The following is a 24,797-nucleotide window of genomic DNA, read 5'->3' on the forward strand; positions in this document are numbered from 1 at the left end:
GTCGCCCCCACCGGCCGCGGGAGCGGTGCACGGGTGCCCCGCGGCCCACCCGGAAAACGGCCCCGAGCCCTTGGCCGCACCGGGCCCGGCGGTTTGGCGCCGCCGCCGGCGGCAACCCGCCCGGTGTGACATCGACGACGACTTCCCAGCAGGAACTGTTCCGCTTCCTCGAGGACCGCTTCGCCTGCGCACAGGCCTGCACCGAGTGCGCGCGAGCCTGCGCCCTGCGGGCGAGCCTCGTGGACCCGGACGGGACCGAGAACCAGGAACTCGTACGGCGCAGGGGCATCATGTGCGCGGAGGTCTGCGACGCGACCTGCCGGGTGCTGTCCGAGCAGAACCAGGTGGACGAGGCCGCCATCGGCGCCCAGCTGGAGTGGTGCCGGCAGGTGTGCCTGGAGAGCGCGCACGTCTTCGACGGCCACCCCGGCGCCGAGGAGAGCGCCAAGGCCTGCCGCGACTGCGCCCGGGCCTGCGGAGAGTTCCTCGCCACCCTGCGCTGAGCCCTGGGATCCGGCCGCGCGGCGGCGTTAGCCTGCCGGTATGACGGCGACGCGGACGAACGCCGACCCCGGGCTCTTCGGCCCCGACTCGGTCACCTGGCAGGCGCACGCCGACCCGATGATGTGGGTGGCCGGCATCCGCGCCCTCTACCTCCAGGCCCTGCACCCGCGTGCCGTGCGCGGCGTGATGCAGAACAGCGACTTCCGGCGCGACGCCTGGGGACGGCTCATGCGCACCGCGAGCTTCGTCGGCACCACGACGTACGGCACCACCGAGGCCGCCGAGCGGGCCGGCGCCCGGGTCAGGAAGATCCACCGCATGCTCGGCGCCACCGACCCCGACACGGGCGAGCGCTACGGCATCGACGAACCCGCCCTGCTGCTGTGGGTGCACTGCGCCGAGATCGGCTCCTACCTGCACGTCCTTCGCCGCTCCGGGTTCCCGCTCACCGACGCGCACGCCGACCGCTACCTCGCCGAACACCGGCACAGCGCCCGCCTCGTCGGCCTCGACCCCGCCTCCGTACCCGCGAACCGGGCCGAGCTCGACGCCTACTTCGAGCGGGTACGGCCGGAGCTGGCCGCGGGAGCGGACGCGCACGAGGTCGACGACTTCCTGCGCCGGCCACCGACGCACCCCCTCCTCGTCCCGGCCCGCGAGCTGCTGTGGCGGCGGGTCGCCCGTCTTGCGTACGACTCACTACCGCCGTACGCGCACGAGCTCTACGGCAGACCGGCGCCCCCGCACGCCACCGTCACCCGGCGGCTGCGCGCCACGGGCGCCCTGCTGCGCCTGATCCCGGCACGTCTGCGCCGGCAGCTGCCGCCCCGGCACGTCCTGCGCGCCATGGCGCGGCTCGGACCGGCCGCACGCCCGGCGCCATACAAAATCGGACGACAAGCGGCCATACTGGACCGGCCAGGGGAGGGCGCGGCGGACTGAACCACGGGGGCGGCGAAGTCATGGGGGACAGCACGCTGATCCAGGGCCGGTACCGGCTGCTCGAGCGGATCGGGCGCGGCGGCATGGGCGAGGTGTGGCGGGCGCGGGACGAGTCGCTGGGCCGTCGCATAGCCGTCAAGTGCCTCAAACCGCTCGGCACGCAGCACGACCACTCCTTCACCCACGTCCTGCGGGAGAGGTTCCGGCGCGAGGCCCGAGTGGCCGCCGCGCTCCAGCACCGCGGGGTGACCGTCGTCCACGACTTCGGCGAGTGGGACGGCGTGCTCTTCTTGGTCATGGAGCTGCTGGAGGGATACGACCTCAGCCGGCTCCTCGAGGACAACAAAGGCCATCCGCTGCCCGTCCCCGACGTCGTCGACATCGCCGAACAGGTCGCCTCCGCGCTCGCCTACACCCACGAACAGGGCATCGTCCACCGCGACCTCAAACCCGCGAACATCGTGCGGACCGCCGACGGCACCGTGAAGATCTGCGACTTCGGCATCGCCCGGCTCGGTCACGACGCGGGATTCACCGCCCGGCTCACCGGCACCGGCATCGCCATGGGCACCCCGCACTACATGTCGCCCGAGCAGATCGGCGGCGACGAGGTCGACCTGCGCAGCGACCTGTACTCGCTGGGCTGCGTGCTCTACGAGATCGCCACCGGTGCCCCGCCGTTCGACCTCGACGACGCCTGGGCGATCCTCGTCGGCCACCGCGACACCGAGCCCGCGCCCCCGCGCACCCACCGCCCCGGACTGCCCGGGTACCTGGACCGGATCATCCTGGACCTGCTGGCCAAACACCCCGGGGAGCGCCCGGACGACGCCCGCGAACTGGGGCGCCGGATCAGCGCCGGGCGTACGGGACCCGCGCTCGCTCCGGTGGCGGCCCGGCCTCCGACGCCCGCGCCGCTGGGCCGCCGCGCCGGGCTGCCGTCCTGGACCCGCGGCATGACCACCGGACACAAGGCGACCGGCACCGGTCCGCGCAGTACGCCGCCGGACCCCGGCGCGGGTCTGTCCGGCGCCTGGACCTCCGGCCCCGCCGGGTACGGGACCGCCGGGGCCCCGGCCGACGGTGACCGGACCGCCGGGACCCCGACCGCGGGGACCCCGGCCGCCGCCGGTCACAGAACCGCCGCGCCCGCCCCGGGTGACCTGCCGGACCCGTCCCCGGCGCCCGAGGCCGTCGTCAGGCTCGCCGGACGGCACCGCGCGGGGCTGAGCCTGGGCCGGCTCGGCCGCTGGGCCGAGGCGGGCGAGGTGCACCGCGCGGTCGCCGCCGAACGCGAGCGCCTGCTCGGCCCCGACCACCCCGACACGCTCGCCAGCCGCTACGAGGCCGCCTTCGTCCTCGGCCGCACCGGCCGCGCCGCCGACGCGCTGCGCGCGTACAAGGGCGTCGCCGAGGCCCGCATCAGGACGCTGGGGGCCGACCACGCCGACACCCTCGCCGTCCGCCAGGAAATGGCGTACACCCTGGGCCGGCTGGGCCGGTACTCCGACGCCCACCAGGTGTACGCGTCGGTCCTGACCGCCCGGGAGCGCACCATGGGCGCCGACCACCCCGACACCCTGCGCTGCCGGCACAACCTGGCCTTCAACCTCGGCCGGCTCGGCCGTACCGAGGAAGCCCACCGCACGGCCCGCGAGGTGGCCGCGGCCCGGTCCCGCGTGCTCGGGCCCGAGCACCCCGACACCCTGGTCACCCGCTACGAGGTCGCCTACGAACTCGGGCGGCTGGACCGCTGGCAGGAGGCCCTGGCGACCTACCGCGACGTCGCCGCCGCCCGCGCCGGAGCCCTCGGCCCCGACCACCCCGACACCCTCGCCGCCCGCTACGAGACCGGCGTCGCACTGGGCCGCCTCGGCCGCTGCGGCGAAGCGCTGACGGTGTACGAGGAACTGGTCGACGACCGGACCCGCGCCCAGGGCGCCGAGCACCCCGAGACGCTGCGCGCCCGGCACGGCCTGGGCGTCAACCTCGGCAGGCTGGGCCGCTGGGCCGAAGCCCTCGCCGAGGCCCGTGAGGTCCGCGCGCTCCGTGAGCGCACCCTCGGCCCGGACCACCCGGACACACTGGTCAGCCGCCGCGAGGTCGCCGTCGCCCTGGGCTGGCTGGCCCGCTGGCCCGCCGCCCTCACCGAGTACCGCCTGGTCGCCGCGGCCCGCGAACGCGTCCTGGGTCCCGACCACCCCGACACCCTCGTCGCCCGCGACGACGAGGCCCACTGCCTGGAGCAACTCGGCCACGCCGCCGAGGCCACGGAGCTGTACCGCAGGGTCGCGGTACTGCGCGGGGCGGCGGCAGGCTGACCGCGGACCCGTGCGGCGGGCGGGCACCGGCAGACGGACGGTGGCCGGCGGCGGGCTGGCCGCCCCCGATCGGGCCGTGTTACCAAGAGCCATGACGACCCCGCCCAGCACCTCGCGCCCCTCCCGCAGCTACGACGCCGTCATCGTCGGCGGCGGCCACAACGGTCTGGTCGCCGCCGCCTACCTGGCGCGGGCCGGCCGCTCCGTGCTGGTGCTGGAACGGCTGGACCACACCGGTGGAGCGGCCGTGTCCACGCGCCCGTTCACCGGCGTCGACGCCCGGCTCTCGCGCTACTCGTACCTGGTCAGCCTGCTGCCCCGGAAGATCGTGCGGGACCTCGGCCTCGACTTCCGGGTGCGTGCCCGCACCGTCTCCTCGTACACCCCCGTCGAGCGCGGCGGGCGGCCCACCGGGCTCCTCGTCGGCGGGGGCGAGCGGCGCACGCGCGAGTCCTTCGCCCGGCTCACCGGCTCCGACCGGGAGTACGCCGCCTGGCAGCGCTTCTACGCCATGACCGGCCACGTGGCCCAGCGGGTCTTCCCGACCCTCACCGAACCGCTGCCCACCCGGGACGAACTGCGCCGCAGGGTCGACGACGAGGCGGCCTGGCGCGCCCTGTTCGAGGAGCCGGTCGGCGTCGCGGTCGAGGAGCACTTCGCCGACGACCTGGTCCGGGGCGTGGCCCTCACCGACGCCCTGATCGGCACCTTCGCCGACGCCCACGACCCCTCCCTGGCCCAGAACCGCTGCTTCCTCTACCACGTGATCGGCGGCGGAACCGGCGCCTGGGACGTACCGGTCGGCGGCATGGGCGCCCTCACCGACGCGCTGGCCGGTGCGGCGCGCGCCGCCGGTGCCGTGCTCGCCACCGGGCACGAGGCGGTACGGATCGAGGCCGACGGGCGGACGGCCGAGGTCACCCACCGCTCGGCCGACGGCGAGCACGTGAGCGCCGCCCGTCACGTCCTGGTCAACGCCTCGCCGCAGGAACTGGCGGCCCTCACGGGCGAGGCGCCGCCCCCGCCCGCCGAGGGCGCCCAGCTCAAGGTGAACATGCTGCTGACCCGGCTCCCACGGCTGCGCGACCCCGAGGCCGACCCGCGCGAGGCCTTCGCCGGCACCTTCCACATCGCCGAGGGCTACGGGCAGCTGGCCGCCGCGCACGCCCGGGCGGCCGCCGGGGAGCTGCCCGACGCACCGCCCTCCGAGATCTACTGCCACTCGCTGACCGACCCGACCGTCCTCGGTCCCGACCTGGCCGCGAAGGGCATGCACACCCTCACCCTGTTCGGTCTGCACACGCCCGCCCGCCTCTTCGCCCGGGACAACGACGCCGTACGCGACGAACTGCTGAAGTCGACCCTCGCCCAGCTCGACGCCCACCTCGCCGAACCCCTCGCCGACTGCCTGGCGACCGACGCCGACGGGCGGCCCTGCATCGAGGCCAGGTCGCCGCTCGACCTGGAACGCGACCTGCGCCTGCCCGGCGGGAACATCTTCCACCGCGAACTGTCGTGGCCGCACGCCCAGGAGGGCACCGGCCACTGGGGCGTGGAGACCAGTGTGGCGAACGTGCTGCTGTGCGGCGCGGGCGCCGTGCGCGGGGGAGGGGTCAGCGGGGTGCCGGGGCACAACGCGGCGATGGCGGTGCTGGACGGCGTCCCGAGCTGACGGAGCCGACCGACGCCCGCGCGACGGCTGACGGCCCCCGGGGCCGGACGCGCGCCGGCCCTCAGTCGGCCGACGCCGACCACCCCACCGCCTCGACGCGTGCCGCGTCCGCCGGGCGCGCGTCGTGGAACAGGACGTCACCGCCAGCCTCCGCGCGCACCCCGTCGACGTACGCCCCGCGGCCCACGTACAGCCGGTCGGTCGTGTACCGCCAGCGCAGGACGAGACCGCGCGCGGACGGCAGGCCGGCGGTCAGCCGGTGCCAGACGCGCCCCGACCAGCCGGTGGCCGAGCCCGCCGGATGCTCCCGGGGCGCCTCGCCGCGCCGGGTCGTGGTGAACGGCACCGGCCGCCACGACGCGCCGCCGTCGGCCGAGGCCTCCAGGACCAGGATGTCCGACCCGGGCTCGGTGTCCCACCACAGCGAGCAGCGCAGCCGCGCCCGCCCGGGCGAGGTGTCCAGCGCGGGCAGCGTCAGCGTGGCCGTCGTGGAACCCGCGGTCCCCGAGAACCAGGCGGTGCGTCCGTGCGCGGGCCGCACCGGCACCGCCCGTGCCAGGTTGGTGCCCGCCGCCACCCGAGGAGCCGAGCCGGAACGCCAACTGCGCACCGGGTGGACGGAGTTGCCCAGGACGACGAGGAACGAATCGGTCGTCGGGTCCAGCACCAGCGAGGTGCCCGTGAAGCCGGTGTGCCCGGCCGTGCGCGGAGTCGCCATCGCCCCCATGTACCAGTGCTGGTAGAGCTCGAAGCCCAGGCCGTGCTCGTCGCCGGGGAAGTCGGTGTTGAAGTCGGTGAACATCAGCTCCACCGACTCCGGCCGCAGGATGCGCGCCCGGCCGTAGGAGCCGCCGTTGAGGAGCGTCCGGCCGAGGACGGCGAGGTCCCACGCGCAGGAGAACACGCCCGCGTGCCCGGCCACCCCGCCCAGGCTGAAGGCGTTCTCGTCGTGCACCTCGCCCCACACCAGGCCGCGGTCCAGGCCGGACCAGGGGAGCCGGGCGTCCTCGGTGGCCGCGATCCCCGGCCGCCAGGAGGCGGGCGGGTTGTAGCGGGTGCGGTCGAGACCGAGCGGCCGGGTGATCCCGTCGCGCAGCAGCACGTCCAGGGTGCGGCCGGTGACCTTCTCGAGCACCAGCTGGAGCGAGATCATGTTCAGGTCCGAGTACAGGTACGCCGTGCCGGGGGCATTCACCGGCGCCTCGTCGTAGACGAGTTGGACCCGCTCCTCGTACGTGGGCGCGCTGTACAGCGGGATCCAGGCCCGGAACCCCGAGGTGTGCGTCAGCAGCTGGCGGATCGTCACGTCCCCCTTGCCGGCCCGCCCGAAGTCCGGCAGGTACGTGGCGACCGGCGCCTCCAGTTCCAGCGTGCCCCGCTCCAGCTGCTGCACGGCGAGGATCGAGGTGAACAGCTTGGAGATCGACGCGAGGTCGAACACCGTGTCCCCGGTCATCGGGATCTGCTGCGCCGCCGGGAACTCGACACCGGTGTCGGTCGCCTCGTCGTAGGCCCGGTAGCGCACCGCCGTGCCGATCGGCTCGTGCAGCGCCACCGTGCCGCCCCGGCCGGCCAGCAGCACGGCCCCCGCGTACCAGGGGTGCTTGGGCGACGGGTTGAGGAACGCCTCTGCGTCGGTGACGAGCTGGCGCAGATGGCCGGAGAGCAGCCCGGCGCGTTCGGCGGACCCGTGCCGGAGGGTGGGACGGCGGCCCCGGTCGGCGACGGCCTGTGCCGGTCCTGCCGCGAACGGGGTGATGGCCAGGGCGCCGCCCAGTGCCAGGGCCCCGGCACCCAGTTGACGCCGTGTGAATCCGTTCGTCGCCTGACCGGCCATCGAAGAGCCTCCCGCCGCCGAAGCTGAAAGTATCTTTCCCGGATCGCCGTGCGGAGTGAAACTTTCCTGTCAGGGGCGGCCCGTGTCAATGGGGTGTGCGCGGCGGAAGCGAGGAGCCGGCGGACCGGCGCACACGGCTTGACCCGCCCCCGCCACCGGCCGAGGATCATGTCATGACGCCCGGACACGACAGCACCGGCAGCACCGTTGACGGGATGCTGCGGCGCAGCGCCCGACGCACTCCGGCCCGCGTCGCGGTGGAGTACCGCGACCGCACCTGGACGTACGGGGAACTCGACACCGCGGTCTCCCGCGCGGCGAGCGTTTTGTTGGATGAGGGGCTGTCCCCGGGCGACCGGGTCGGCGCCTACGGCCACAACTCCGACGCCTACCTGATCGCCTTCCTGGCCTGCGCCCGCGCGGGCCTGGTGCACGTCCCGGTCAACCAGAACCTCACCGGCGACGACCTCGCCTACCTCGTCGCCCAGTCCGGCAGCGCCCTGGTCCTCGCCGACCCCGGCCTCGCCGCCCGCCTCCCCGGCGGGACCCGCACCCTGCCGCTGCGCGACGCCGACGGCTCGCTCCTCGCCCGCCTCGCGTCGGCACCCGCGTACGACGGACCCGGACCCCGCGCCGAGGACCTGGTGCAGCTCCTCTACACCTCGGGCACCACCGCGCTGCCCAAGGGCGCGATGATGACCCACCGGGCGCTGGTGCACGAGTACCTGAGCGCCATCACCGCCCTCGACCTGAGCGCGGGCGACCGTCCCGCGCACGCGCTGCCGCTCTACCACTCGGCGCAGACCCACGTCTTCCTGCTGCCCTACCTGGCGGTCGGCGCCACCAGCATCGTCCTGGACGCACCGGACGGCGACCTCCTCTTCGACCTGATCGAAGCGGGCCGGGTCGACAGCCTGTTCGCACCGCCCACCGTGTGGATCGGCCTCGCGAACCGCGCCGACTTCACCACCCGCGACCTCGGCGGCCTGCGCAAGGCCTACTACGGCGCGTCGATCATGCCGGTGCCCGTCCTGGAACGGCTCCGGGCCCACCTGCCCCACCTGGCCTTCTACAACTGCTTCGGGCAGAGCGAGATCGGCCCCCTCGCCACCGTCCTCGGCCCCGACGAGCACGAGGGCCGGATGGACTCCTGCGGCCGCCCCGTCCTGTTCGTCGACGCGCGCGTGGTCGACGAGGACGGCAAGGACGTGCCCGACGGCACGCCCGGCGAAGTCGTCTACCGCTCCCCGCAGTTGTGCGAGGGCTACTGGGACAAGCCCGAGGAGACCGAGGCCGCCTTCCGCGACGGCTGGTTCCACTCCGGAGACCTCGCCGTACGGGACGCCGACGGCTACTACACGATCGTCGACCGGGTGAAGGACGTCATCAACTCCGGCGGCGTGCTGGTCGCCTCCCGCCAGGTCGAGGACGCCCTCTACACCCACGACGCCGTCGCCGAGGCGGCCGTCGTCGGCCTGCCCGACGAACGGTGGATCGAGGCCGTCACGGCCGTCGTCGTGCCGCGGGGCGAGGTCACCGAGGACGAACTGATCGCCCACGCCCGCGAGCGGCTCACCGCCTTCAAGGCCCCCAAGCGGGTCCTCTTCGTGGACGCCCTGCCGCGCAACGCCAGCGGCAAGATCCTGAAGAGGGAGCTGCGGGACCGCTTCGCCGGTTCCTGACCCGCCGGCTCCGGCGATCCCTTCGCACGGCCTGTCGGCGGCCGGGCCGGATCGCTAGGCTGACCCGCGGACGACGAAACCGGGAGGAGCACGGACGTGGCCGAGAGCACCACCCAACAGCGACCGCTCATGGGCTGGGACAAGCCGGAGCTGGACCTCAGCAACGCGCAGTGGCAGTCCAGCAGCCGAGGCCTGGGGGATGTCCAGATCGCCTTCGTCGAGGGGTTCATCGCCATGCGCAACAGCGGCAGTCCGCAGAGCCCCTCGCTGATCTTCACCCCCGCCGAATGGGGCGCGTTCGTGTCGGGAGCGCGGGAGGGGGAGTTCGACCTCACGTAGGACGACCGCGGGGTGCGCCGACCGGCCGAACCGGGGTGTTTGCCCCGCCACCGGGGGGAAGTCCGTACTCCGGAGGTGAGGACCCATGAGCACCCTGCCGGTCATCGCGGCGGTCGACGGTTCGGACGACGGCCTGCGCGCCCTGGACTGGGCGCTCGACGCCGCCCACCGGCGCGAGGCACCCCTGCGGGTGGTGCACGTGCGCCAGTACGCCGCCTGGGCCCAGACCGACGTCCTGGTCGCGGGCCCCCCGGACACCGCCGAGGACCCGGCCCTCGACCAGGCCCGCGCCCACCTCCAGGGGCGCGCCTTCGCGGTGCCGACGGAGTACGTCGCCATGGAGGGCGTACCGGGCGCCCTGCTGCCGGAACTGGGCGCCGACGCCCAACTGCTGGTGCTCGGCTCCCGGGGGCGGGGCGGCTTCACCGGCCTGCTGCTCGGCTCCAACGGCATGGCCGCCGCCCGCGACGCCGAGTGCCCCGTCGTCGTGGTGCCCCGGCCCGGGCGCGAGGTCCACGGCGAGGCGCCGGACGAACCCGGCCCCCGGGTGGTGGTCGGCCTGCACGTGGACAGCCCCGACGACGCCACCCTGTCCTTCGCCTTCACCGAGGCCGAGCTGCGCGGCGCCCGCCTCCAGGTGGTCGCCGCCTACCCGTGGCCGGTACAGACCTGGGCCGCCGCCGGCCAGATCGTGCCCCCCGTGATCGACGAGGTCTCCCTCGAGAGTGAGACCAGGGTCCTCGCCGACGGCTTCCTCACCCCTTACCGCGAGCGCCACCCCGACGTCCGCGCCGAACCGTACGTCGCGCCGGGCGACGCCGCCGGACACCTGGTCGCGACCTCCCGGGACGCCGACCTGGTCGTGGTCGGCCGCCACCGCCGCCGCCTGCTCGCCCCCGCCCGCATGATGGGCTCGGTCACCCACGCCGTCCTGCTGCACGCCGCGTCCCCGGTCGCGGTGGTCCCCCCGGCTCCACCGCAGGAGTGACACCCGGCCCCGCCCCGGCGTGCCTATCATCGGCCCCATGCAGGACTCGCCCGGCAGGGACACCCGGATCGCGCTCGGCCTCGCGCTGACCCTCCGGCACGACGGACACGGCTCGGTCGCCGACGACCTGACCGACCCCGCCGGGCTCACCGCCTGGGTCACGGATCACCCCGGGCTCGTGCCGGACGGCGAGGGCTTCACCGCCGACGCCGCCGCCCTGGCCGCCGTACGGGACGTACGGGCCGCCGCCCGTGCGCTCTTCGCCCGCGCCGTGCGCCCCGGCGAGCCGAGCCCAGCCGACGCCGCCCGGCTGCTGCCCGTGCCCGAGGCCGTGCGACGCCTGAACGAGGCGGCCGCGCGCACCCCCACGGTCCCCGTCCTCGCCTGGACCGGCACCGCCGCACCCGTGGTACGCGCCGCACCCGCCGAGGGCGCCCGGACCGACCTGGCCGCCGCCCTCGCACAGGCCGTGATCGGCTTCCTCGCGGGGCCCGACCGGCAGCGGCTGCGGGCCTGCCACGCACCGCGCTGCGTGCGCTACTTCCTCAAGGAGCACCCGCGTCAGCAATGGTGCAAGCCCTCCTGCGGCAACCGGGCGCGGGTGGCCCGCCACCAGGAGCGGCACCGGCGGACCGCGTAGCCCGGCCGGCGTCCGCCCGCACGCCGTTCACCCGGCCCGGCCACGTACCATGGCGGCATGTCGTTCCTCCGCCGCCGCAGCGCCACGCCCGCCGGGCCCGACTTCGACGTACTGGCCATGGACCCGGGCGACTGGCCCGGGAACCTCGGCGCCGGCCTGCTGCCCGCGCCCGACGGCACCTGCCAGGGCGTCTTCCTGCGCTACGACCTGTTCGGCGGCCGCGGCCCCGCGATGATCATCGGCAACCTCCCGGACGGCTCCCCGGCCCGCGAGGTCCCCGAGGGGGAGATCCCCTTCGAGGTGGCCCAGCTGCTGCTCGCCCTGGAGAACGACGAGGAGATCACGGTCGTCGGCGCCGAGGACGTCCCCGTGATGCAGGGCGACAACCTCCTCATCGTGCGCCGCCTCAAGCTCTCCGAGAGCCGGATCTCCTGCGTCCAGTTCGACCGCAGCGACGGCGTCCTGGTCACCATCGCCGCCTGGGACCGCCCCATCACCGACGACCTGTACGCCCTGCTGAAGCCGCTCCCGGCGGAGCTTTTCCAGCAGGGCTGAGACCGCGCGGCGGCTACCGCGCGGCCGAGACCGTCACGTCGGCGGCGCGCACGTAGGCCACCCGGTGGCCGTACTGGATCTCGTAGTACTGGTCCTCGCCGGTCACCACCCGGTGGGAGGCCTCGTCGAAGGTGACCGCGTAGTAGTACTCGCCGGGCACCTTCTCACCGACCACGTACTTCTGCCCCGCGGGCAGCGTGTACGGCAGCGGCGACACCGCCTGGGCGGGCACGCCCGCCGGGTAGGCGGCCTTCTCCGGGTACGCCCGCCCGTACACCGGGACGCTCGCGAGGCCCTTCCTCGGGGTGATCACGCGTCCCGACGCGGGCACCGCCGCCGGGTTCTTCCCGGGGTTGTGGAACCAGGCCTTCTGGCCCAGGTACCAGATGGCCGTCCAGTCGCCCCAGCGGTCGGCCACCGCGTACTGCTGGCCAGTGGAGACCCGCGACGACAGGTCGTTCACCCCGGTCGTGGGGGTGGTGCCGAGACCGATGTCCTTGATCAGCGGCGCGTTCACGTCGTGGTCGGAGTACAGCCGCACCTCGCTGGAGCCGTGCGCCGCGCAGGGCTCGCCCGCCGTCTCGCAGCCGGTGTACCCGGGGCGGTTGGCGTCGTAGTCGGGGCGGATCGTCACCAGGGAGGAGTTCTTCCCGGCGGTCGGCTGGAAGGGCCGGCCGAGCAGCTGGAAGTAGTGCCGCCAGTCCCAGTACGGGCCCGGGTCGGTGTGCATGCCCGGGATGGTGGCCGTGGTGGTGCCGGGCACGTTGTCGTGGCCGAGGACGTGCTGCCGGTCCAGCGGGATGTCGTACTTCTTCGCCAGGTACTTCACCAGCCGCGCCGACGACCGGTACATCGCCTCCGTGTACCAGGCGTCCGGCTCCGCCAGGAAGCCCTCGTGCTCCAGGCCGATCGACTTGGCGTTGACGTACCAGTTGCCCGCGTGCCAGGCGACGTCCTTCGCCTTCACGTGCTGGGCGATGTGACCGTCGGTGGAACGCAGCGTGTAGTTCCAGGACACGTAGGTGGGGTCCTGCACCATGTTGAGGACGCCGTTCCAGGTGCCCTCCGTGTCGTGCACCACGATGTAGCGGATCCGCTGGGAGGCCGGCCGGTCGCCCAGGTCGTGGTTGCCGTAGTCGCCGTCGCCGAACTCCTCGTACGGCGCGGGGATCCACTCGCAGGACACCGACCTCGGGCACTCGGTCCCGGCGGCGGACGCGGCGCGCAGGTCCCCGCCCTCCAGTTGCGAGACGTCGGGTGCCAGGCCGGGGCGGGCGGCCAGGGCGACCCGCTGACCGGCGTCCGTGGTGCGCCGCTCACCCGTGCGGATGACCTCGTACACGTCGTTCGCGTACGCCGCCGCCGTCGCGGAGTCCTCCGCGCCCGAGAAACGGGCCACCGCCCCGTACCAGTCCGCCGGGTCCGCACTGAGCGGCTCGCCCAGTTCCCGCTGGGCGGCGGCGAGCAGCGCGGCGCCGCCCGACACGTTCGCGGCCGGGTCGGTGCGCAGCGCCTCGGGACTCAGCCCGGTCAGCTCGGCGGCCCTCGGCAGCGTGGCCAGCCGGGCCGGCAGACCGGCGGACGACGGCGCGGCCCCGTGCGCCGGGCGCAGCGGGGCGCGCGCGTCGTCGCCGCGCGGGTCCTCGGCGCCCTCCGAGTGGTGGGACCGGGGCGCCTCGGCCAGTGCCGTGCGGGCGTCGGTGAGATGCAGCGGGCCGTAGCCGCCGGTCACGCTCGGCGCGCCGGCGTGCGCGTCCCAGCGGGACTGCAGATAGGAGACGCCGAGCAGGACGCTCTGCGGCACGTGGTACTCGGCCGCCGCGGAGGCGAACGCCCGCTGGAGGCGGTCCGGGGCGGGCGGTGCGTCCGGGGGCGCGGCTGCGGACGGTGCCGCGCCGAGCAGCGGCAGCAGCAGCGCCGCGGTGGCCAGGGCGGGCACGACGGGGGATCCTCGCAAAGCGGCCTCCTGTGACGGGTCGGGCGTGGGGGACGTGACGGGCGTGCGGGGCCGGGCTGGGTCAGTCGTACCCGGCGGTCCGACGATCCGTCAATCATGCCGTCATGGCGACGATTTCCCACGTCAGCAGGGGGTCCGGCGAGTTTCGTGGCGGCGGCCCACGGGCCTGCGGGGCGTCAGTGGCGTACACCTGTGGTCCCTGCGCACACCCGGGCCGACGGAAACGAAAAGCGCGGTGCGCCCCCCTGTCGGAGGGGCACACCGCGCACCGTCGTTCTGTTCGTGCCGTCCCGTCAGCGCGTGCCGACCGCCGCCCGCACGGCCCGCCGGGCCATCTGGCAGTCGTCGTGCAGCCTGCGCAGCAGCAGCCGCTGCTCCTCGCCGGTCGGCGCGGCACCCGGGTGGACCGGCGCCGACGACGCGGCGACCGTGTCCTGCATCGAACGCTGCACGGCCGTCTCGTACGTACGGATCTCCCTGGTCAGGACGAGCATCAGGTTCACCAGGAAGGCGTCGCGCGCCGCGGTGCCCGTCGCCTGGGCGATCTGGCTGATCTGACGGCGGGCCGCCGGGGCGTCGCCGAGGACGGCCCACAGCGTCGCCAGGTCGTAGCCCGGCAGATACCAGCCCGCGTGCTCCCAGTCCACCAGCACCGGACCGGCCGGGGACATCAGGACGTTGGACAGCAGCGCGTCACCGTGGCAGAACTGGCCCAGGCCCTGGCGTCCGCCGGCGTGGGCGATGCCGTGCAGCAGCTTCTGAAGGTCGCCCAGGTCCCGGTCGGTGAGCAGCCCCAGCTCGTGGTAGCGGGAGATCCGGGCCGCGTAGTCCAGCGGCGCGTCGAAGGTGCCGGCCGGCGGCCGCCAGGCGTTCAGCCGGCAGACCGCTCCGATCGTCGCCCTGATGTCGGACCGGGACGGGGCCTCCAGGGGGTGCCGCTGCAACGCCGCCACCCGCCCGGGCATCCGCTCGATGACCAGCGTGCCGTTGTCCGGATCCGCCGCGATCAGTCTCGGCACCCGCACCGGAGGGCGCTGCCGGACGAACGAGCGGTATGCCCCTATCTCGTGCCGGCTGCGCTCCGCCCACGCGGGGGAGTGGTCAACTAAGCACTTGGCCACCGCCGTGCTGCGCCCGGTCGTGCCGACCAGGAGCACGGACCGCCCGCTGCGCCGCAGCACCTGCACGGGGGAGAACTCCGGGCAGATCCGGTGCACGGAGGCGATCGCCGTGCGCAGTTGGGCGCCCTGGGGGCCGGACAGGTCGATTCTTCCGCTGAGGGGCTGGGTGCCGGGCCCCGCGCCGTGCCGCGCCCTGCCCGCCCCGAGCACCGGGGCCGCCGGACGCGCGGGGGCGAGATAGGGGCCGCCGCCCGCCGTCGGGCGGGGGTGCAGCGAGCGCTGCGGGGCGGACACGGAGGACGATGCTGCGTACATGGGCGAGACAGATCCCTTCGTGTGCCTGCTGTGCCTGCCTGAAGCGCGGTGCCCGTCCGGTCCGTTCGGTGCCGGGGGCACGCCTTCCGAAAGCCGTCGCGCCGCCCGACCGGCCGCCCGGGACCACCCTGGGGAGTGTCCCCGCGGCGACCGGGTCGGGGTGGCGCATTCCTACCTGACACCCGGCCGCCCGTGGCACACCATCTGGCGCACCCTGGCGAACGGTGGCGAATAGTCGCCCGGCAACCCGCACGGGGCTACTGTCAACTCAGCCGAGAACCTGGGGGCTTGACGTGAGCAAAGAACCCAACACCCGCCTGTCGGACCTGTTCGGCCTGGCCGGCTGGTCCAAGGGCGAACTCGCGAGGCTGGTCAACCGGCAGGCGGCGGCCATGGGCCACCCCCAGCTGGCGACCGACACCTCGCGGGTGCGGCGGTGGATCGACATGGGAGAGATCCCGCGCGATCCGGTGCCGCGGGTGCTGGCAGTTCTGTTCACCGAGCGTCTCGGCCGTGTCGTGACCATCGAGGACCTCGGTCTGGTCCGGCACGGGCGTGCGGGGAAACGGCCACACGACGGGAGCGAAGAGCATCCCGACGGCGTGCCGTGGGCGCCCGAGCGGACTGCGGCGGTCCTCACCGAATTCACGGGAATGGACCTCATGCTCAACCGACGCGGCTTGGTGGGCGCGGGCGCCGCGCTCGCCGCGGGCTCCGCACTCAGCAGCGCCATGCACGACTGGCTGCACACCGACCCGGCCCTGGCGGCCGACGCCCCCGACCTCCACCAACCCCTGCACGCCGACCCCGCCGGGTTCGACCGCTACGAGGCCGCCCCCATCGGGTCGCAGGAAGTGGAGGAACTGGAGCGCTCGGTCGAGGTGTTCCGCGCCTGGGACGCCGCCCGGGGCGGCGGACTCCAGCGCAAGGCCGTGGTGGGCCAGCTCAACGAGGTGGGCGGCATGCTCGCCTACCACCACCCACCCCATCTCCAGCGGCGCCTGTGGGGCGTCGCCGCCAACCTCGCCGTCCTCGCGGGCTGGATGTCGCACGACGTCGGCCTGGAACCCACGGCCCAGAAGTACTTCGTCATCGCCGCGCACGCCGCGCGCGAGGGCGGCGACCGGCCCCGGGCGGGCGAGGCCCTGTCCCGGGCGGCCCGCCAGATGGTGCACCTGGGCAAGCCCGACGAGGCCCTGGACCTCATGAAGCTCGCCCAGTCCGGCTCCGGCGAGCAGGTGCTGCCGCGCACCAGGGCCATGCTCTACACCATCGAGGCCTGGGCGCAGGCCTCCATGGGCAAGGGCCAGGCGATGCGCCGCACCCTGGGCCGGGCCGAGGACCTCTTCGTCTCCGACAAGGCGGACGTGCCGCCCCCGGACTGGATGCAGACGTTCAAGGAGGAGGACCTGTACGGCATGCAGGCCCTCGCCTACCGGACGCTCGCCGAGTTCGAGCCGGGGGCCGCCGCGCACGCGCAGCACTACGCGGACAAGGCGCTGGCCCTCAGGATCGACGGCCGGCAGCGGTCGAAGATCTTCGACTACCTGTCGATGGCCTCCGCCTGCTTCATCGCCGACGACCCCGAACAGGCGGACCGGTACGCCCGCCTGGCCCTGGTGTCGATGGGGTCCAACTCCTCCCAGCGGACCTGGGACCGGCTGCGCCAGATGTACCGGCTCACCGCCGAGTACGCCGGCTACCCGCAGATCCAGGAGTTGCGCGAGGAGATCAAACTGGCGCTGCCCAAGGGCAAGCCGCCCAGGGGGAAGGGCCCGGGCGGAACGGTCGCGCCGGCCTAGGGCGTCACCCTGGCCACCAGCACACAGGCGTCCTGACGGCTCGGGAAGTCACCGAGTTCGTGCGTCACGATCCGTACGACGTCCTGTGCCGGGCCCGCCCCTGCCAGCCGGGGGGCCAGTGAGAGGAGGTGCCGCACGGCCGCCGGCTCGAGCGCCCCGGTGTGCAGAAGCAGCAGGTCCCCCGCTTCGAGGGTCGCCTCGGCCTGCCCGGAGAGCCCTCGGCCCGTCCCGCCGCGGAACAACAGCGGGACGGCGCCCGAGGCGTCGGCCCACGTCAGGGTGCGGGTGCCCGGCCGGTAGCCGCAGTACACGGCGCCGCGCACCGGCGGCAGGGCGGTGTCCTCGAGCAGTGCGGCGAGCCCGCTTCGCAGCCGTCCGGGCCGGGTTCCGGCCAGTGCCAGGCCGCGCAGGGCGCCGACGAACACCGCCGGGTCGTGCGCCTCGGTCCCCGGAGTCTCGAAGTCGCCCACGGTGAGGAGGGTGTCGCCGTCCACGCCGAGCGGACACGCGTCGTACCAGCCGCCGTACCGGGACCGCGGACCCGCCGCCGGCGGGAGGTGCGCGGCGGCCAGGTCGAGACCGGGGCGCCCCGCCTCCGGGAACCGGAGCAGGCCGTGCCAGGGCGGCGGCGGAGGGTGCCGGAGCGAGTCACGGGTCTCGCTCACCACCCGTTGGCTGCGGCGCAGTTCGCTGACGTCCCGCAGCACCGCCCACATCGACGCGGTGCTGCCGTCGGTGTCCAGGACGGGCTCGCCCATCATGTGCACGGTGCGTACAGCCCCGTCGGGGTGGGCGACGCGGAACTCGCCGTCGATGGGGCGGGCGTCGACGAGACAGTCCGTGACCATCGCGGTCAGTTTCGGGCGGTCCTCGGCGAGTACCAGGGACGGGAGTTCGTCGAGGCTCAGCGGGACGGACCCGGGGGCGCGGCCGAGGATGTGGAAGAGCTCCCCGGACCACTCCGCCTCGTCCGTCAGCAGGTTCCACTCCGCGCTGCCGACGCGGCTGAGCAGCGAACCGGGGCGGGGCGCGGGTGCCGGGCCGTCCCGCAGCTGCGCCAAGTGCGCGTCCAGGTCGGTAAGTTGGTTCAGTGCCAGGTCGTACAGGGCGCGCTGCCAGCGTCCCCGGGCGTCCGCCGCGCCCTCCTGGCTGTCCCGCCGTACCGCGTCGACGTCGCCGCGCAGCCGCCGCGCCTGCGATATGAGTGCCTCGACCGAGCCGTGCCCCGGGGGCTGGGCGGCCGGGTGGTCCGCGGAGAGATGGGACGACATGACGCACTCCGATGTGCTGACGGTACGACCAAGGCGGAACCGAGGGTGACGGAAGGACCGTTACGACTGTTGCACAGCCCGCCACGCGCCGTAAGGGATTCGGCAACACACGATACGGTGGTGCTTCCGGCATATGCCACAGTCTTCCCGGAGTGACTCGGGTACGCGTGCGCGACCCCCTGGGGCGGGAGCAAGTCGTAGAATTCCTACGGGACTTGAAGAAGGCGCGGGGCCGGGGATGTCGTCGCCCTGACGTTCGACGGACCCTTGTTCTATGCCGGGTCGTGGAGGGCCGGGCGGGGCGCCAGTTCGACGGGCGTGCGTGCGCCCGTCTCCAGCGCTCGTACCCCGGCCTCGGCGACCGCGGCGGCGGCGTACCCGTCCCAGGCACCGGGCCCGGTGACCCGGCCCCGCCGGGTGGCGTCCACCCAGCTCTGCACCTGGCGGTCGTAGGCATCGGCGAAGCGCACCAGGTAGTCCTGCGGCACCTCCTCCCGCGCGCCGCCCGCCGCCGTCACCACCATGGTGTGCGCCCGGCCGATCCGGGCGCTGCCCGACTCGCAGACGGCCTCGCAGCGCACCTCGTAGCCGAAGCCGCAGTTGACGAAGACCTCCACGTCCACCACGGCTCCGCCCTCGGTCTCGAAGAGCACGAACTGCGGATCGAGCAGGCCGTCGGGCGCACCGGCCGACGGCCGCGGACGCAGCACGGTCACCGCGCTCAGTTCCTGGCCGAACAGCCAGCGGGCCGCGTCGATCTCGTGCGAGACGGAACTGTTGATCAGCATCGCCGAGGTGAAGTGCGGCGGGGAGGAGACGTTGCGGTGCACGCAGTGCAGCATCAGCGGCCGGCCGAGGCGCCCGCCGTCCAGGAGCGACTTCAGCTGCCGGTACTCGGCGTCGTACCGCCGCATGAACCCGATCTGCGCCAGCCTCCTGCCGAGGCGCGCCTCGGCCTCCACCACGCGCAGCGCGCCCGCAGCGTCCGGCACCATGGGCTTCTCGCACAGGACCGGCAGCCCCCGGGCGAAGGCGGCCACCAGCGCGTCCTCGTGCGCCTCGCCGGGCGAGGCGATCAGGACGGCCTCGACGCCCGGCGCGTCCAGCGCGGCCTCGGCCTCCGTGTGCACGGCGACCCCGTCGATGCCGCCCACGGCCTCCTTCGCCCGCTCGGCGTCCGGGTCCGCCACCGCGGCGACCCGGGCGCCGCTCACCACCCGGTCGAGGCGCCGTACGTGGTCGGCACCCATGTGGCCGGCGCCCAGGACCGCCACACCCAGAAGTTCGCTCACGCCGCGCCCGCCCCTTCACCGTCCGCCGCCCACCCGCGAGCAGCGGGTGCGTGTACGGCGAACAGGCTTTCACGCCCGTCAAGGGGGCGGGGGGAGAGGAACGGTCCCGGAGCGGCGGGGTGCGTCAGTACCGCAGCACCCCCGCGATGCCGTCCGCGTCCCGGAGCGCGCCGTCCGGTACGAACCGCACGTCGGCGCCCGTCTCGAGGCACTGCTCGACGATCTCGTCCACGATGTCCTCGCGGGCGTCGAGGTCGCCGTCGCGGGCCGGGAGCAGGTGCTCGCCGTCGTCGCGCATGGTCACCTTGAAGTTCTCCTCGACGGCCAGCAGCCGGACGCGACCCGTGTGGGCGCTCTCCCACAACTCGTCCACGCCGGCCGCGAAGTCCTTGCGGCCGCGAGCCGCGTCCAGTTCCCTGGCCACCGCCTCGACCGACCCGCGCGCCTCGTCCTCGAGGACCGGCCGCACCGCCTGCCACACCGCCTCGGCGGAACCGTGCGCGAGCCCGCCGTGCGGGACGAGCACCGCGTCCGAGGCGAGCGCGCCCGCCTCGTCGAACAGCGACAGCGCCGGCTCGGGGCCGGTGATGTACAGCGGCCGGGGGTGCGCACGCAGCACCTTGCCCATCGCGGCGTCGGCGTCACGCAGGAATCTGCGGGTGCCCTCGTCCCGGAACGTGCTCGGCGCGTCGCCGATCCGCTCCTGGCGCTCGGGGTCGAAGTCCTCCGGCGGCCGGTCCAGCGGGAAACCGCCGAGGTGTTCCTCGACGACCCGGCCGGCGCCGCCGCTCCACAGCTTGACGCGGTCGGCGGCGACCGACAGGACCCAGAACGGCCGCTCGGCGGCCTGCGCGGCGACGAGATTGCGGGTCAGGAAGGTGTCCGAGAGGACCACCCGCTCGGGCACCGAACGGCTCAGGGTCCAGACCTGGTGCTCGCCGGGGGCGGCGAAGATCGCCAGACCGTCCTCGGCGTACGTCAGGTCGACCTCGGCCAGGGCCCGGTCGAGCTCGCGGGACACCTCCGCGCGCCGGTCGCGGCTGACCGACGGATCCTCCTCCAGCTGCTTCTTGGCCGCGGCGACCGCGTTGCGCAGCCGGACCCGGTCCTGGGCGTTGTCCGGTTCGCGGCGGTGCGTCGGCGTCAGTACGGACACGGCCGGGTAGGGGCGGGGGCGCCGCAGCCCGGCGAGGGTGGCGGGACTCAGATCGTGCTCCATGACAGCACGATAGGACCAACGGGCATATCGGGCATTCGGAACGGGCTGCCGCTCAGTCGGTCCCATCACCGGGGGACTCGGAGCCGCACGAGCTGCCGTCGGCCGGCAGGGAGCCGTAGAGCAGGAAGTCGTCGACCTTGCGGTGCACGCACTCGGAGGACGCGTAGCCGGTGTGCCCCTCGCCGCGGTTGTCCAGGACCACGGCGGAGGGACCGATCCGGTCGGCCGTCTCCGTCGTCCAGCGGTACGGCGTGGCCGGGTCGCCGCGGGTGCCGACCAGGAGCATCTTCGCGGTGTCGAGGTTCTTCACGTCGTCCCGGATGTAGTCCGTCCCCTTGGGGCGGCCGTAGCACATGAGCACCTGGGTGAGCCGGTACCGGCCGAAGACCGGCGAGGCCTCCTCGTACCGTGCCCGCAGCGGCCCGAGGGACGCGGTGACCTGGGCGGCGGTGGGACGGTCGGGGTCGTCGGCGCAGTTGATGGCCATCAGGGCGGCCGGGAGGTTGTCCATGGGGACGTCCTCCTCGTCCGTGAGTCCGGCCCCGCCCGTGTCCTCACGGACCGGTGCATGTCCCGGCGCATGTCCCGGTGCACGGACCGGGAAGGTGACGCCGCCGGACGAAAAGCCCTCCAGGCCGCGGGTGTCCCCGTCCTCCAGCAACTGAGCGAGCGCCCGCTCGAGCAAGGGCCACAGGTCCCGGCTGTACAGCGCCTGACCGATCGCGCCGACCATGTCCTGCCCGGTGAAGGGCTCGCCGAAGGCCGACGGCACCGGGTCGGAGTCGAGCGAGGCGACGAGTCGCACCACCTGCTCCCGGGCGCTTCGCGCGTCCTGGCCGAACGGGCAGGCGACGTCTTCGACGCACCAGTCGAGGAAGTTCTCCAGCGCCGTCTGCTGCCCCCGCGCGCCTGCCAGCCCCTGCTCGGTCAGCGGCTCCGTCAGCGTGTCCACACCGTCGAGCACCATCCGGCCGACCTTGTCGGGGAACTGGGCCGCGTACACCGCCCCCAGCCGGGTTCCGTAGGAGAAGCCCAGGTAGTTGAGCCGGTCGTCGCCGAGCGCCCGGCGCATCACGTCCATGTCGCGCGCGGCGTCGACCGTGCCTATGTGGGGCAGTACGGGACCGGAGAACTTGGCGCACTCGGCCGCCGCGTCCCGCAGCCGCTTCAGCACGTCCTTCGCGTCACCCGTTGCCTCGTCCCCGTCCGTGGCCTCCATGATCTTCAGGGTGGCCGGTCCGCAGGAGACCGGGGAGGAGCGGCCGACGCCGCGCGGGTCGAAGGTCACGACGTCGTAGCCGTTGGTGAGGTGCATGAACTCCTTTCCACCGACGGCGAGTTCATTGATGCCGGAGCCGCCGGGGCCGCCGAAGTTCAGCAGGACGGAGCCTCGTGAGTCACCGGTCGCCCGGTACCGGGCCAGGGCCACGTCGAGGGTTCTGCCCTTGGGATGCGCGTAGTCGACGGGGACGGTGACCTTGCCGCACTGCAGGTCCTTCGGCATCTCCATGCCCTCGCACGCCGACCACTTGACCTTCTGGTCGTAGAACCGGGACAGGCCCGACCCGTCCCGCGAGGTGGCGGCGGTCGTGGTGGTCGCCGTCGTCGCGGCGTGCGCGGCGTCCGCGGCGGGCAGTCCCGCACCCAGCAGTGCCAGGCCGAGCGCTCCGGTGACCGCGCGGCGCCGGGCCGAGGGCCGAGTCTCCAGCTTGGCCTGCATCGATGCCTCCCGGACGCCCCGTCGCGGACCGGTGGTCGGCGCCCTCGCTCACCATAAGGGCGCTTCGCACCCGGCGCCTCCGGGCGACGGCGCACCGGACGGGGCAGACACCGGACGGGGCGCCACTCGTTCGATGAACCGCCCACTCGATGGGGTGAAAGACCGATAAGCCATAACTCGGATGGTGCGCCCGGGGTTTAACCGGTGCGGGCGAGCGCCCGCGACCATGTCTGGAAGGCAGGAAACCTCATGAGAAGGGTTACCCGAAACGGTGTGCTCGCCGTCGCCGCCTCCGGCGCGCTGGCCGTCACGATGCCGGCGTGCGCGGCGTTCGCGTCCGACGGTGCGGCCGCCGACGGATCCTCGGCCGGTTCACCCGGACTGATCTCCGGGAACACCGTCCAGCTCCCGGTGGACGTGCCGGTCAACGTGTGCGGCAACACGGTGAACGTGGCCGGGCTCCTGAACCCGGCCGCCGGCAACCGCTGCGCCAACGGTGCGGATGCGGATGCGTCGCGCTCCGGTGCGCAGGCCACGGACGGTGCGTCCGGCGGCACCTCGGGGGGCGCACCCGGGGATGCGCCGGGCGGCGCGGTCGCCGAGGGAAGCGGAAAGGATTCGCCGGGCGTGCTCTCCGGCAACGGGGTGCAGCTGCCGGTGCACCTCCCGGTGAACGTCAGCGGCAACAGCGTCAACGTGGCCGGCATCGGCAACCCGGCCGTCGGCAACGAGTCGGTCAACGACTCCGGCGACACCCCGGAAGCCGTACGGCCCCCGGCGGAGCCCGAGCCGTCCGCCCCCGACGAGGAGCGCGCCGGGCCCGCACCGTCCCCGCACGCCGCGCCGCCGCGGGAGCGGGTGGCCCTCGCCCACACCGGCGCGGACGGGACACTGTCCGCCCTCGCCGGCGGTGCCGCACTCGTGCTGGGCGGAACCGCCCTCCACCGTCGCTTCCGACGGGGCGCGGAGGGCTGAGCACGTCGAACCGGGGCCCTTCCTGACGACGGCGCCCCGGCCGCTCAGGCGCGTCCCGCGTGGAAGCGCCGGTGCAGGGCGTGGATCTCCTCGGTGAGCTGCGGCACCGGTCCCTCCACGGTCACGTCGGGCGCCACCTCCCGCACGGGAAGCGGCCGCACCGGCGCCGGTGCGACGCCCAGCTCCGTCAGCCAGGCCACCAGTTGTTCCGACGAGGCGACGTACACGATGCGTCCGAGGCCGACCCACGCGTGTGCGGCGGCGCACATCGGACAGTGCTCGCCGGACGTGTACACCGTGGCCGCGGCGCGTTCCCCGGGGGTCAGCCGGGCGGCGGACCAGCGCGCGAGCTCGAACTCCGGGTGACGGGTCCGGTCGCCGGCGGCCACCCGGTTGTGGTCCTCGGCCAGCACCGTGCCGTCCCCGCCCACCAGCACCGACCCGAACGGCTCGTCGCCGGCCTCCAGCGCCTCGGCCGCCAGCTCCACACAACGGCGCAGATGGGGCAGTTCGGTGTCCTTCACGACCATGGCGTACGACCCTCCTCGTGACGTGATCCTTCCCGCTCAGCCTATGTCTCCCGCACGGGAGCAGCTTGCCTATTGCCATTCGCGCGAGTTAGAGTCTCTAACGAAAGAGAGTTGTTCTAGTCGGTCGAGTCAATGAGGAGCGCCATGTCCACCACAACGCCGCAGCCGCACACCCCGCACACCGTCCTGGGATCCGGCCCGGCCGGCACGGCGCTCGCTCGTGAGCTGGTGCGCCGGGGGCACCCCGTCCGGCTCGTGGACCGCGGGGCATCGGGTCCGGAGATCGACGGCGTCGAGCGCGTCGCCGCCGACGTGAGCACGGCCGACGGCGCCCGTGCCGCCGTACGCGGCGCCGCCGTCGTCCACCACTGCGTCAACGTCGCCTATCACCTCCAGGTCGAGGTGATGCCCAGGGTCCAGGAGGCCGTCCTGGCCGCCGTCGAGGCGAGCGGGGCCCGGCTGGTCGTGCTCGACACGCTCTACCCGTACGGCGAGACCGGGGGAGCGGTGATGACCGAGGACAGCCCCTGGAAGGCGACCAGCCGGAAGGGCCGGATGCGCGCCGAGCTGGACGAGCGCTACCTCGCCGCCCACCGGTCGGGCCGGGCCCGCGTGGTGCTCGGCCGCAGCGCCGACTTCGTCGGTCCCGGAGTCCTCAACTCCTCCCTGGGTGCGGCGGTCTTCCCCGGCGCGCTCACCGGCGGGGACGTCGTGGCCATGGGTGACATCGACCTGCCGCACAGCTACACCGGCATGGCGGACGTGGCGGCCGGCCTCGCCACCCTCGGTGAGCGTCCCGACGGCGACGGCCGCGTCTGGCATCTGCCGACCGCGCCCGCCGTCAGCACGCGTGACATCCACGCGATGGTCGAGAAGCGGGTGGGCCGCCCGCTGAACGTCGTGGTGCTCGACCGGCCCCGCGCCTACGGTCCGTTCGACGAGCAGATGATGGCCGAGTACGAGGAGATGTTCTACCAGCACACGGAGCCGCAGATCGTGGACTCCAGCGCCTTCGAGCGGTTCTTCGGGGTCGCCCCGACGCCGCTCGCGGACACCGTGGACGCGACCGTCACCTGGTACGAGGCGTGGCTCCGCAACGGGTGACGGCCGGTCCG

General features: G+C 74.1%; 20 protein-coding genes. 12 read left to right on the top strand and 8 right to left on the bottom strand.

Features of this window, described 5'->3' with window-relative positions; all coding sequences use genetic code 11:
- The first annotated feature begins 125 nt into the window (after positions 1-125).
- The 4 genes from Sco07f_RS14270 (at position 126) to Sco07f_RS14285 (ending at position 5,439) form a co-directional block, all read left to right on the top strand.
- Positions 126-503 (top strand): four-helix bundle copper-binding protein, encoded by a 378-nt coding sequence (locus Sco07f_RS14270; protein WP_007446752.1) that lies wholly within the window; start codon positions 126-128, stop codon positions 501-503.
- 40 nt (positions 504-543) lie between these two features.
- Positions 544-1,446, top strand: coding sequence for an oxygenase MpaB family protein (locus tag Sco07f_RS14275; protein WP_108988054.1), 903 nt, complete (start codon positions 544-546; stop codon positions 1,444-1,446).
- A gap of 20 nt (positions 1,447-1,466) precedes the next feature.
- Positions 1,467-3,767: a serine/threonine-protein kinase gene (locus Sco07f_RS14280; protein ID WP_108988055.1), complete on the top strand. Its 2,301-nt coding sequence runs from the start codon at positions 1,467-1,469 to the stop codon at positions 3,765-3,767.
- A gap of 91 nt (positions 3,768-3,858) precedes the next feature.
- Positions 3,859-5,439 (top strand): phytoene desaturase family protein, encoded by a 1,581-nt coding sequence (locus Sco07f_RS14285; RefSeq protein ID WP_167468091.1) that lies wholly within the window; start codon positions 3,859-3,861, stop codon positions 5,437-5,439.
- Positions 5,440-5,500: 61 nt separating this feature from the next.
- Here the strand turns inward: Sco07f_RS14285 and Sco07f_RS14290 are convergent, their stop codons facing one another.
- Positions 5,501-7,276, bottom strand: coding sequence for a serine hydrolase domain-containing protein (locus Sco07f_RS14290; protein WP_087792330.1), 1,776 nt, complete (start codon positions 7,274-7,276; stop codon positions 5,501-5,503).
- 173 nt (positions 7,277-7,449) lie between these two features.
- Here Sco07f_RS14290 and Sco07f_RS14295 point away from each other — a divergent pair, with 173 nt between their 5' ends.
- From Sco07f_RS14295 to Sco07f_RS14315, 5 genes are all read left to right on the top strand, one after another.
- The gene (locus Sco07f_RS14295; protein ID WP_087792331.1) at positions 7,450-8,958 is read left to right on the top strand and encodes an acyl-CoA synthetase; all 1,509 of its coding nucleotides are present in this window, start codon (positions 7,450-7,452) and stop codon (positions 8,956-8,958) included.
- A gap of 96 nt (positions 8,959-9,054) precedes the next feature.
- Positions 9,055-9,297 carry a DUF397 domain-containing protein gene (locus Sco07f_RS14300; RefSeq protein WP_007446660.1) on the top strand — a complete coding sequence of 81 codons (243 nt, stop codon included), beginning with the start codon at positions 9,055-9,057 and terminating at the stop codon, positions 9,295-9,297.
- A gap of 85 nt (positions 9,298-9,382) precedes the next feature.
- Positions 9,383-10,285 carry a universal stress protein gene (locus Sco07f_RS14305; protein WP_007446659.1) on the top strand — a complete coding sequence of 301 codons (903 nt, stop codon included), beginning with the start codon at positions 9,383-9,385 and terminating at the stop codon, positions 10,283-10,285.
- Positions 10,286-10,322: 37 nt separating this feature from the next.
- On the top strand, positions 10,323-10,925 hold the full coding sequence (locus Sco07f_RS14310) for a CGNR zinc finger domain-containing protein (RefSeq protein ID WP_174855355.1): 603 nt from the start codon (positions 10,323-10,325) through the stop codon (positions 10,923-10,925).
- A gap of 57 nt (positions 10,926-10,982) precedes the next feature.
- Positions 10,983-11,480, top strand: coding sequence for a hypothetical protein (locus Sco07f_RS14315; RefSeq protein ID WP_007389815.1), 498 nt, complete (start codon positions 10,983-10,985; stop codon positions 11,478-11,480).
- 13 nt (positions 11,481-11,493) lie between these two features.
- On the opposite strand, the gene Sco07f_RS14320 is transcribed toward Sco07f_RS14315, so the two are convergent.
- Both Sco07f_RS14320 and Sco07f_RS14325 read right to left on the bottom strand, forming a co-directional pair.
- On the bottom strand, positions 11,494-13,437 hold the full coding sequence (locus Sco07f_RS14320) for an N-acetylmuramoyl-L-alanine amidase (RefSeq protein WP_244942049.1): 1,944 nt from the start codon (positions 13,435-13,437) through the stop codon (positions 11,494-11,496).
- A gap of 293 nt (positions 13,438-13,730) precedes the next feature.
- Positions 13,731-14,873 carry an aminoglycoside phosphotransferase family protein gene (locus tag Sco07f_RS14325; protein WP_167468092.1) on the bottom strand — a complete coding sequence of 381 codons (1,143 nt, stop codon included), beginning with the start codon at positions 14,871-14,873 and terminating at the stop codon, positions 13,731-13,733.
- 293 nt (positions 14,874-15,166) lie between these two features.
- Between Sco07f_RS14325 and Sco07f_RS14330 the strand changes: the two genes are divergently transcribed.
- Entirely contained in the window at positions 15,167-16,675 is a 1,509-nt protein-coding gene (locus Sco07f_RS14330; protein WP_007388067.1) for a DNA-binding protein NsdB, read from the top strand.
- On the opposite strand, the gene Sco07f_RS14335 is transcribed toward Sco07f_RS14330, so the two are convergent.
- From Sco07f_RS14335 to Sco07f_RS14350, 4 genes are all read right to left on the bottom strand, one after another.
- Positions 16,672-17,946, bottom strand: a complete 1,275-nt coding sequence (locus Sco07f_RS14335) for a PAS domain-containing protein (protein WP_108988057.1) — start codon at positions 17,944-17,946, stop codon at positions 16,672-16,674. The two genes, Sco07f_RS14330 and Sco07f_RS14335, sit on opposite strands and share 4 nt — an antisense overlap.
- A 272-nt stretch (positions 17,947-18,218) precedes the next feature.
- The gene (locus Sco07f_RS14340; RefSeq protein ID WP_108988058.1) at positions 18,219-19,238 is read right to left on the bottom strand and encodes a Gfo/Idh/MocA family protein; all 1,020 of its coding nucleotides are present in this window, start codon (positions 19,236-19,238) and stop codon (positions 18,219-18,221) included.
- A 124-nt stretch (positions 19,239-19,362) separates the two neighbouring features.
- Entirely contained in the window at positions 19,363-20,457 is a 1,095-nt protein-coding gene (locus tag Sco07f_RS14345) for a baeRF3 domain-containing protein (protein ID WP_108988059.1), read from the bottom strand.
- A 52-nt stretch (positions 20,458-20,509) separates the two neighbouring features.
- Positions 20,510-22,177 carry an alpha/beta hydrolase gene (locus tag Sco07f_RS14350; protein WP_108988060.1) on the bottom strand — a complete coding sequence of 556 codons (1,668 nt, stop codon included), beginning with the start codon at positions 22,175-22,177 and terminating at the stop codon, positions 20,510-20,512.
- A 249-nt stretch (positions 22,178-22,426) separates the two neighbouring features.
- Between Sco07f_RS14350 and Sco07f_RS14355 the strand changes: the two genes are divergently transcribed.
- Positions 22,427-23,152: a chaplin gene (locus tag Sco07f_RS14355; protein WP_108988061.1), complete on the top strand. Its 726-nt coding sequence runs from the start codon at positions 22,427-22,429 to the stop codon at positions 23,150-23,152.
- A gap of 44 nt (positions 23,153-23,196) precedes the next feature.
- On the opposite strand, the gene Sco07f_RS14360 is transcribed toward Sco07f_RS14355, so the two are convergent.
- Positions 23,197-23,682 (bottom strand): nucleoside deaminase, encoded by a 486-nt coding sequence (locus Sco07f_RS14360; protein WP_087792339.1) that lies wholly within the window; start codon positions 23,680-23,682, stop codon positions 23,197-23,199.
- 144 nt (positions 23,683-23,826) lie between these two features.
- Between Sco07f_RS14360 and Sco07f_RS14365 the strand changes: the two genes are divergently transcribed.
- Entirely contained in the window at positions 23,827-24,786 is a 960-nt protein-coding gene (locus Sco07f_RS14365) for an SDR family oxidoreductase (RefSeq protein WP_108988062.1), read from the top strand.
- Positions 24,787-24,797: the final 11 nt, after the last annotated feature.

The sequence above is a fragment of the Streptomyces coelicoflavus genome, assembly GCF_003112555.1.
In the GTDB taxonomy this organism is placed as follows: domain Bacteria; phylum Actinomycetota; class Actinomycetes; order Streptomycetales; family Streptomycetaceae; genus Streptomyces; species Streptomyces coelicoflavus.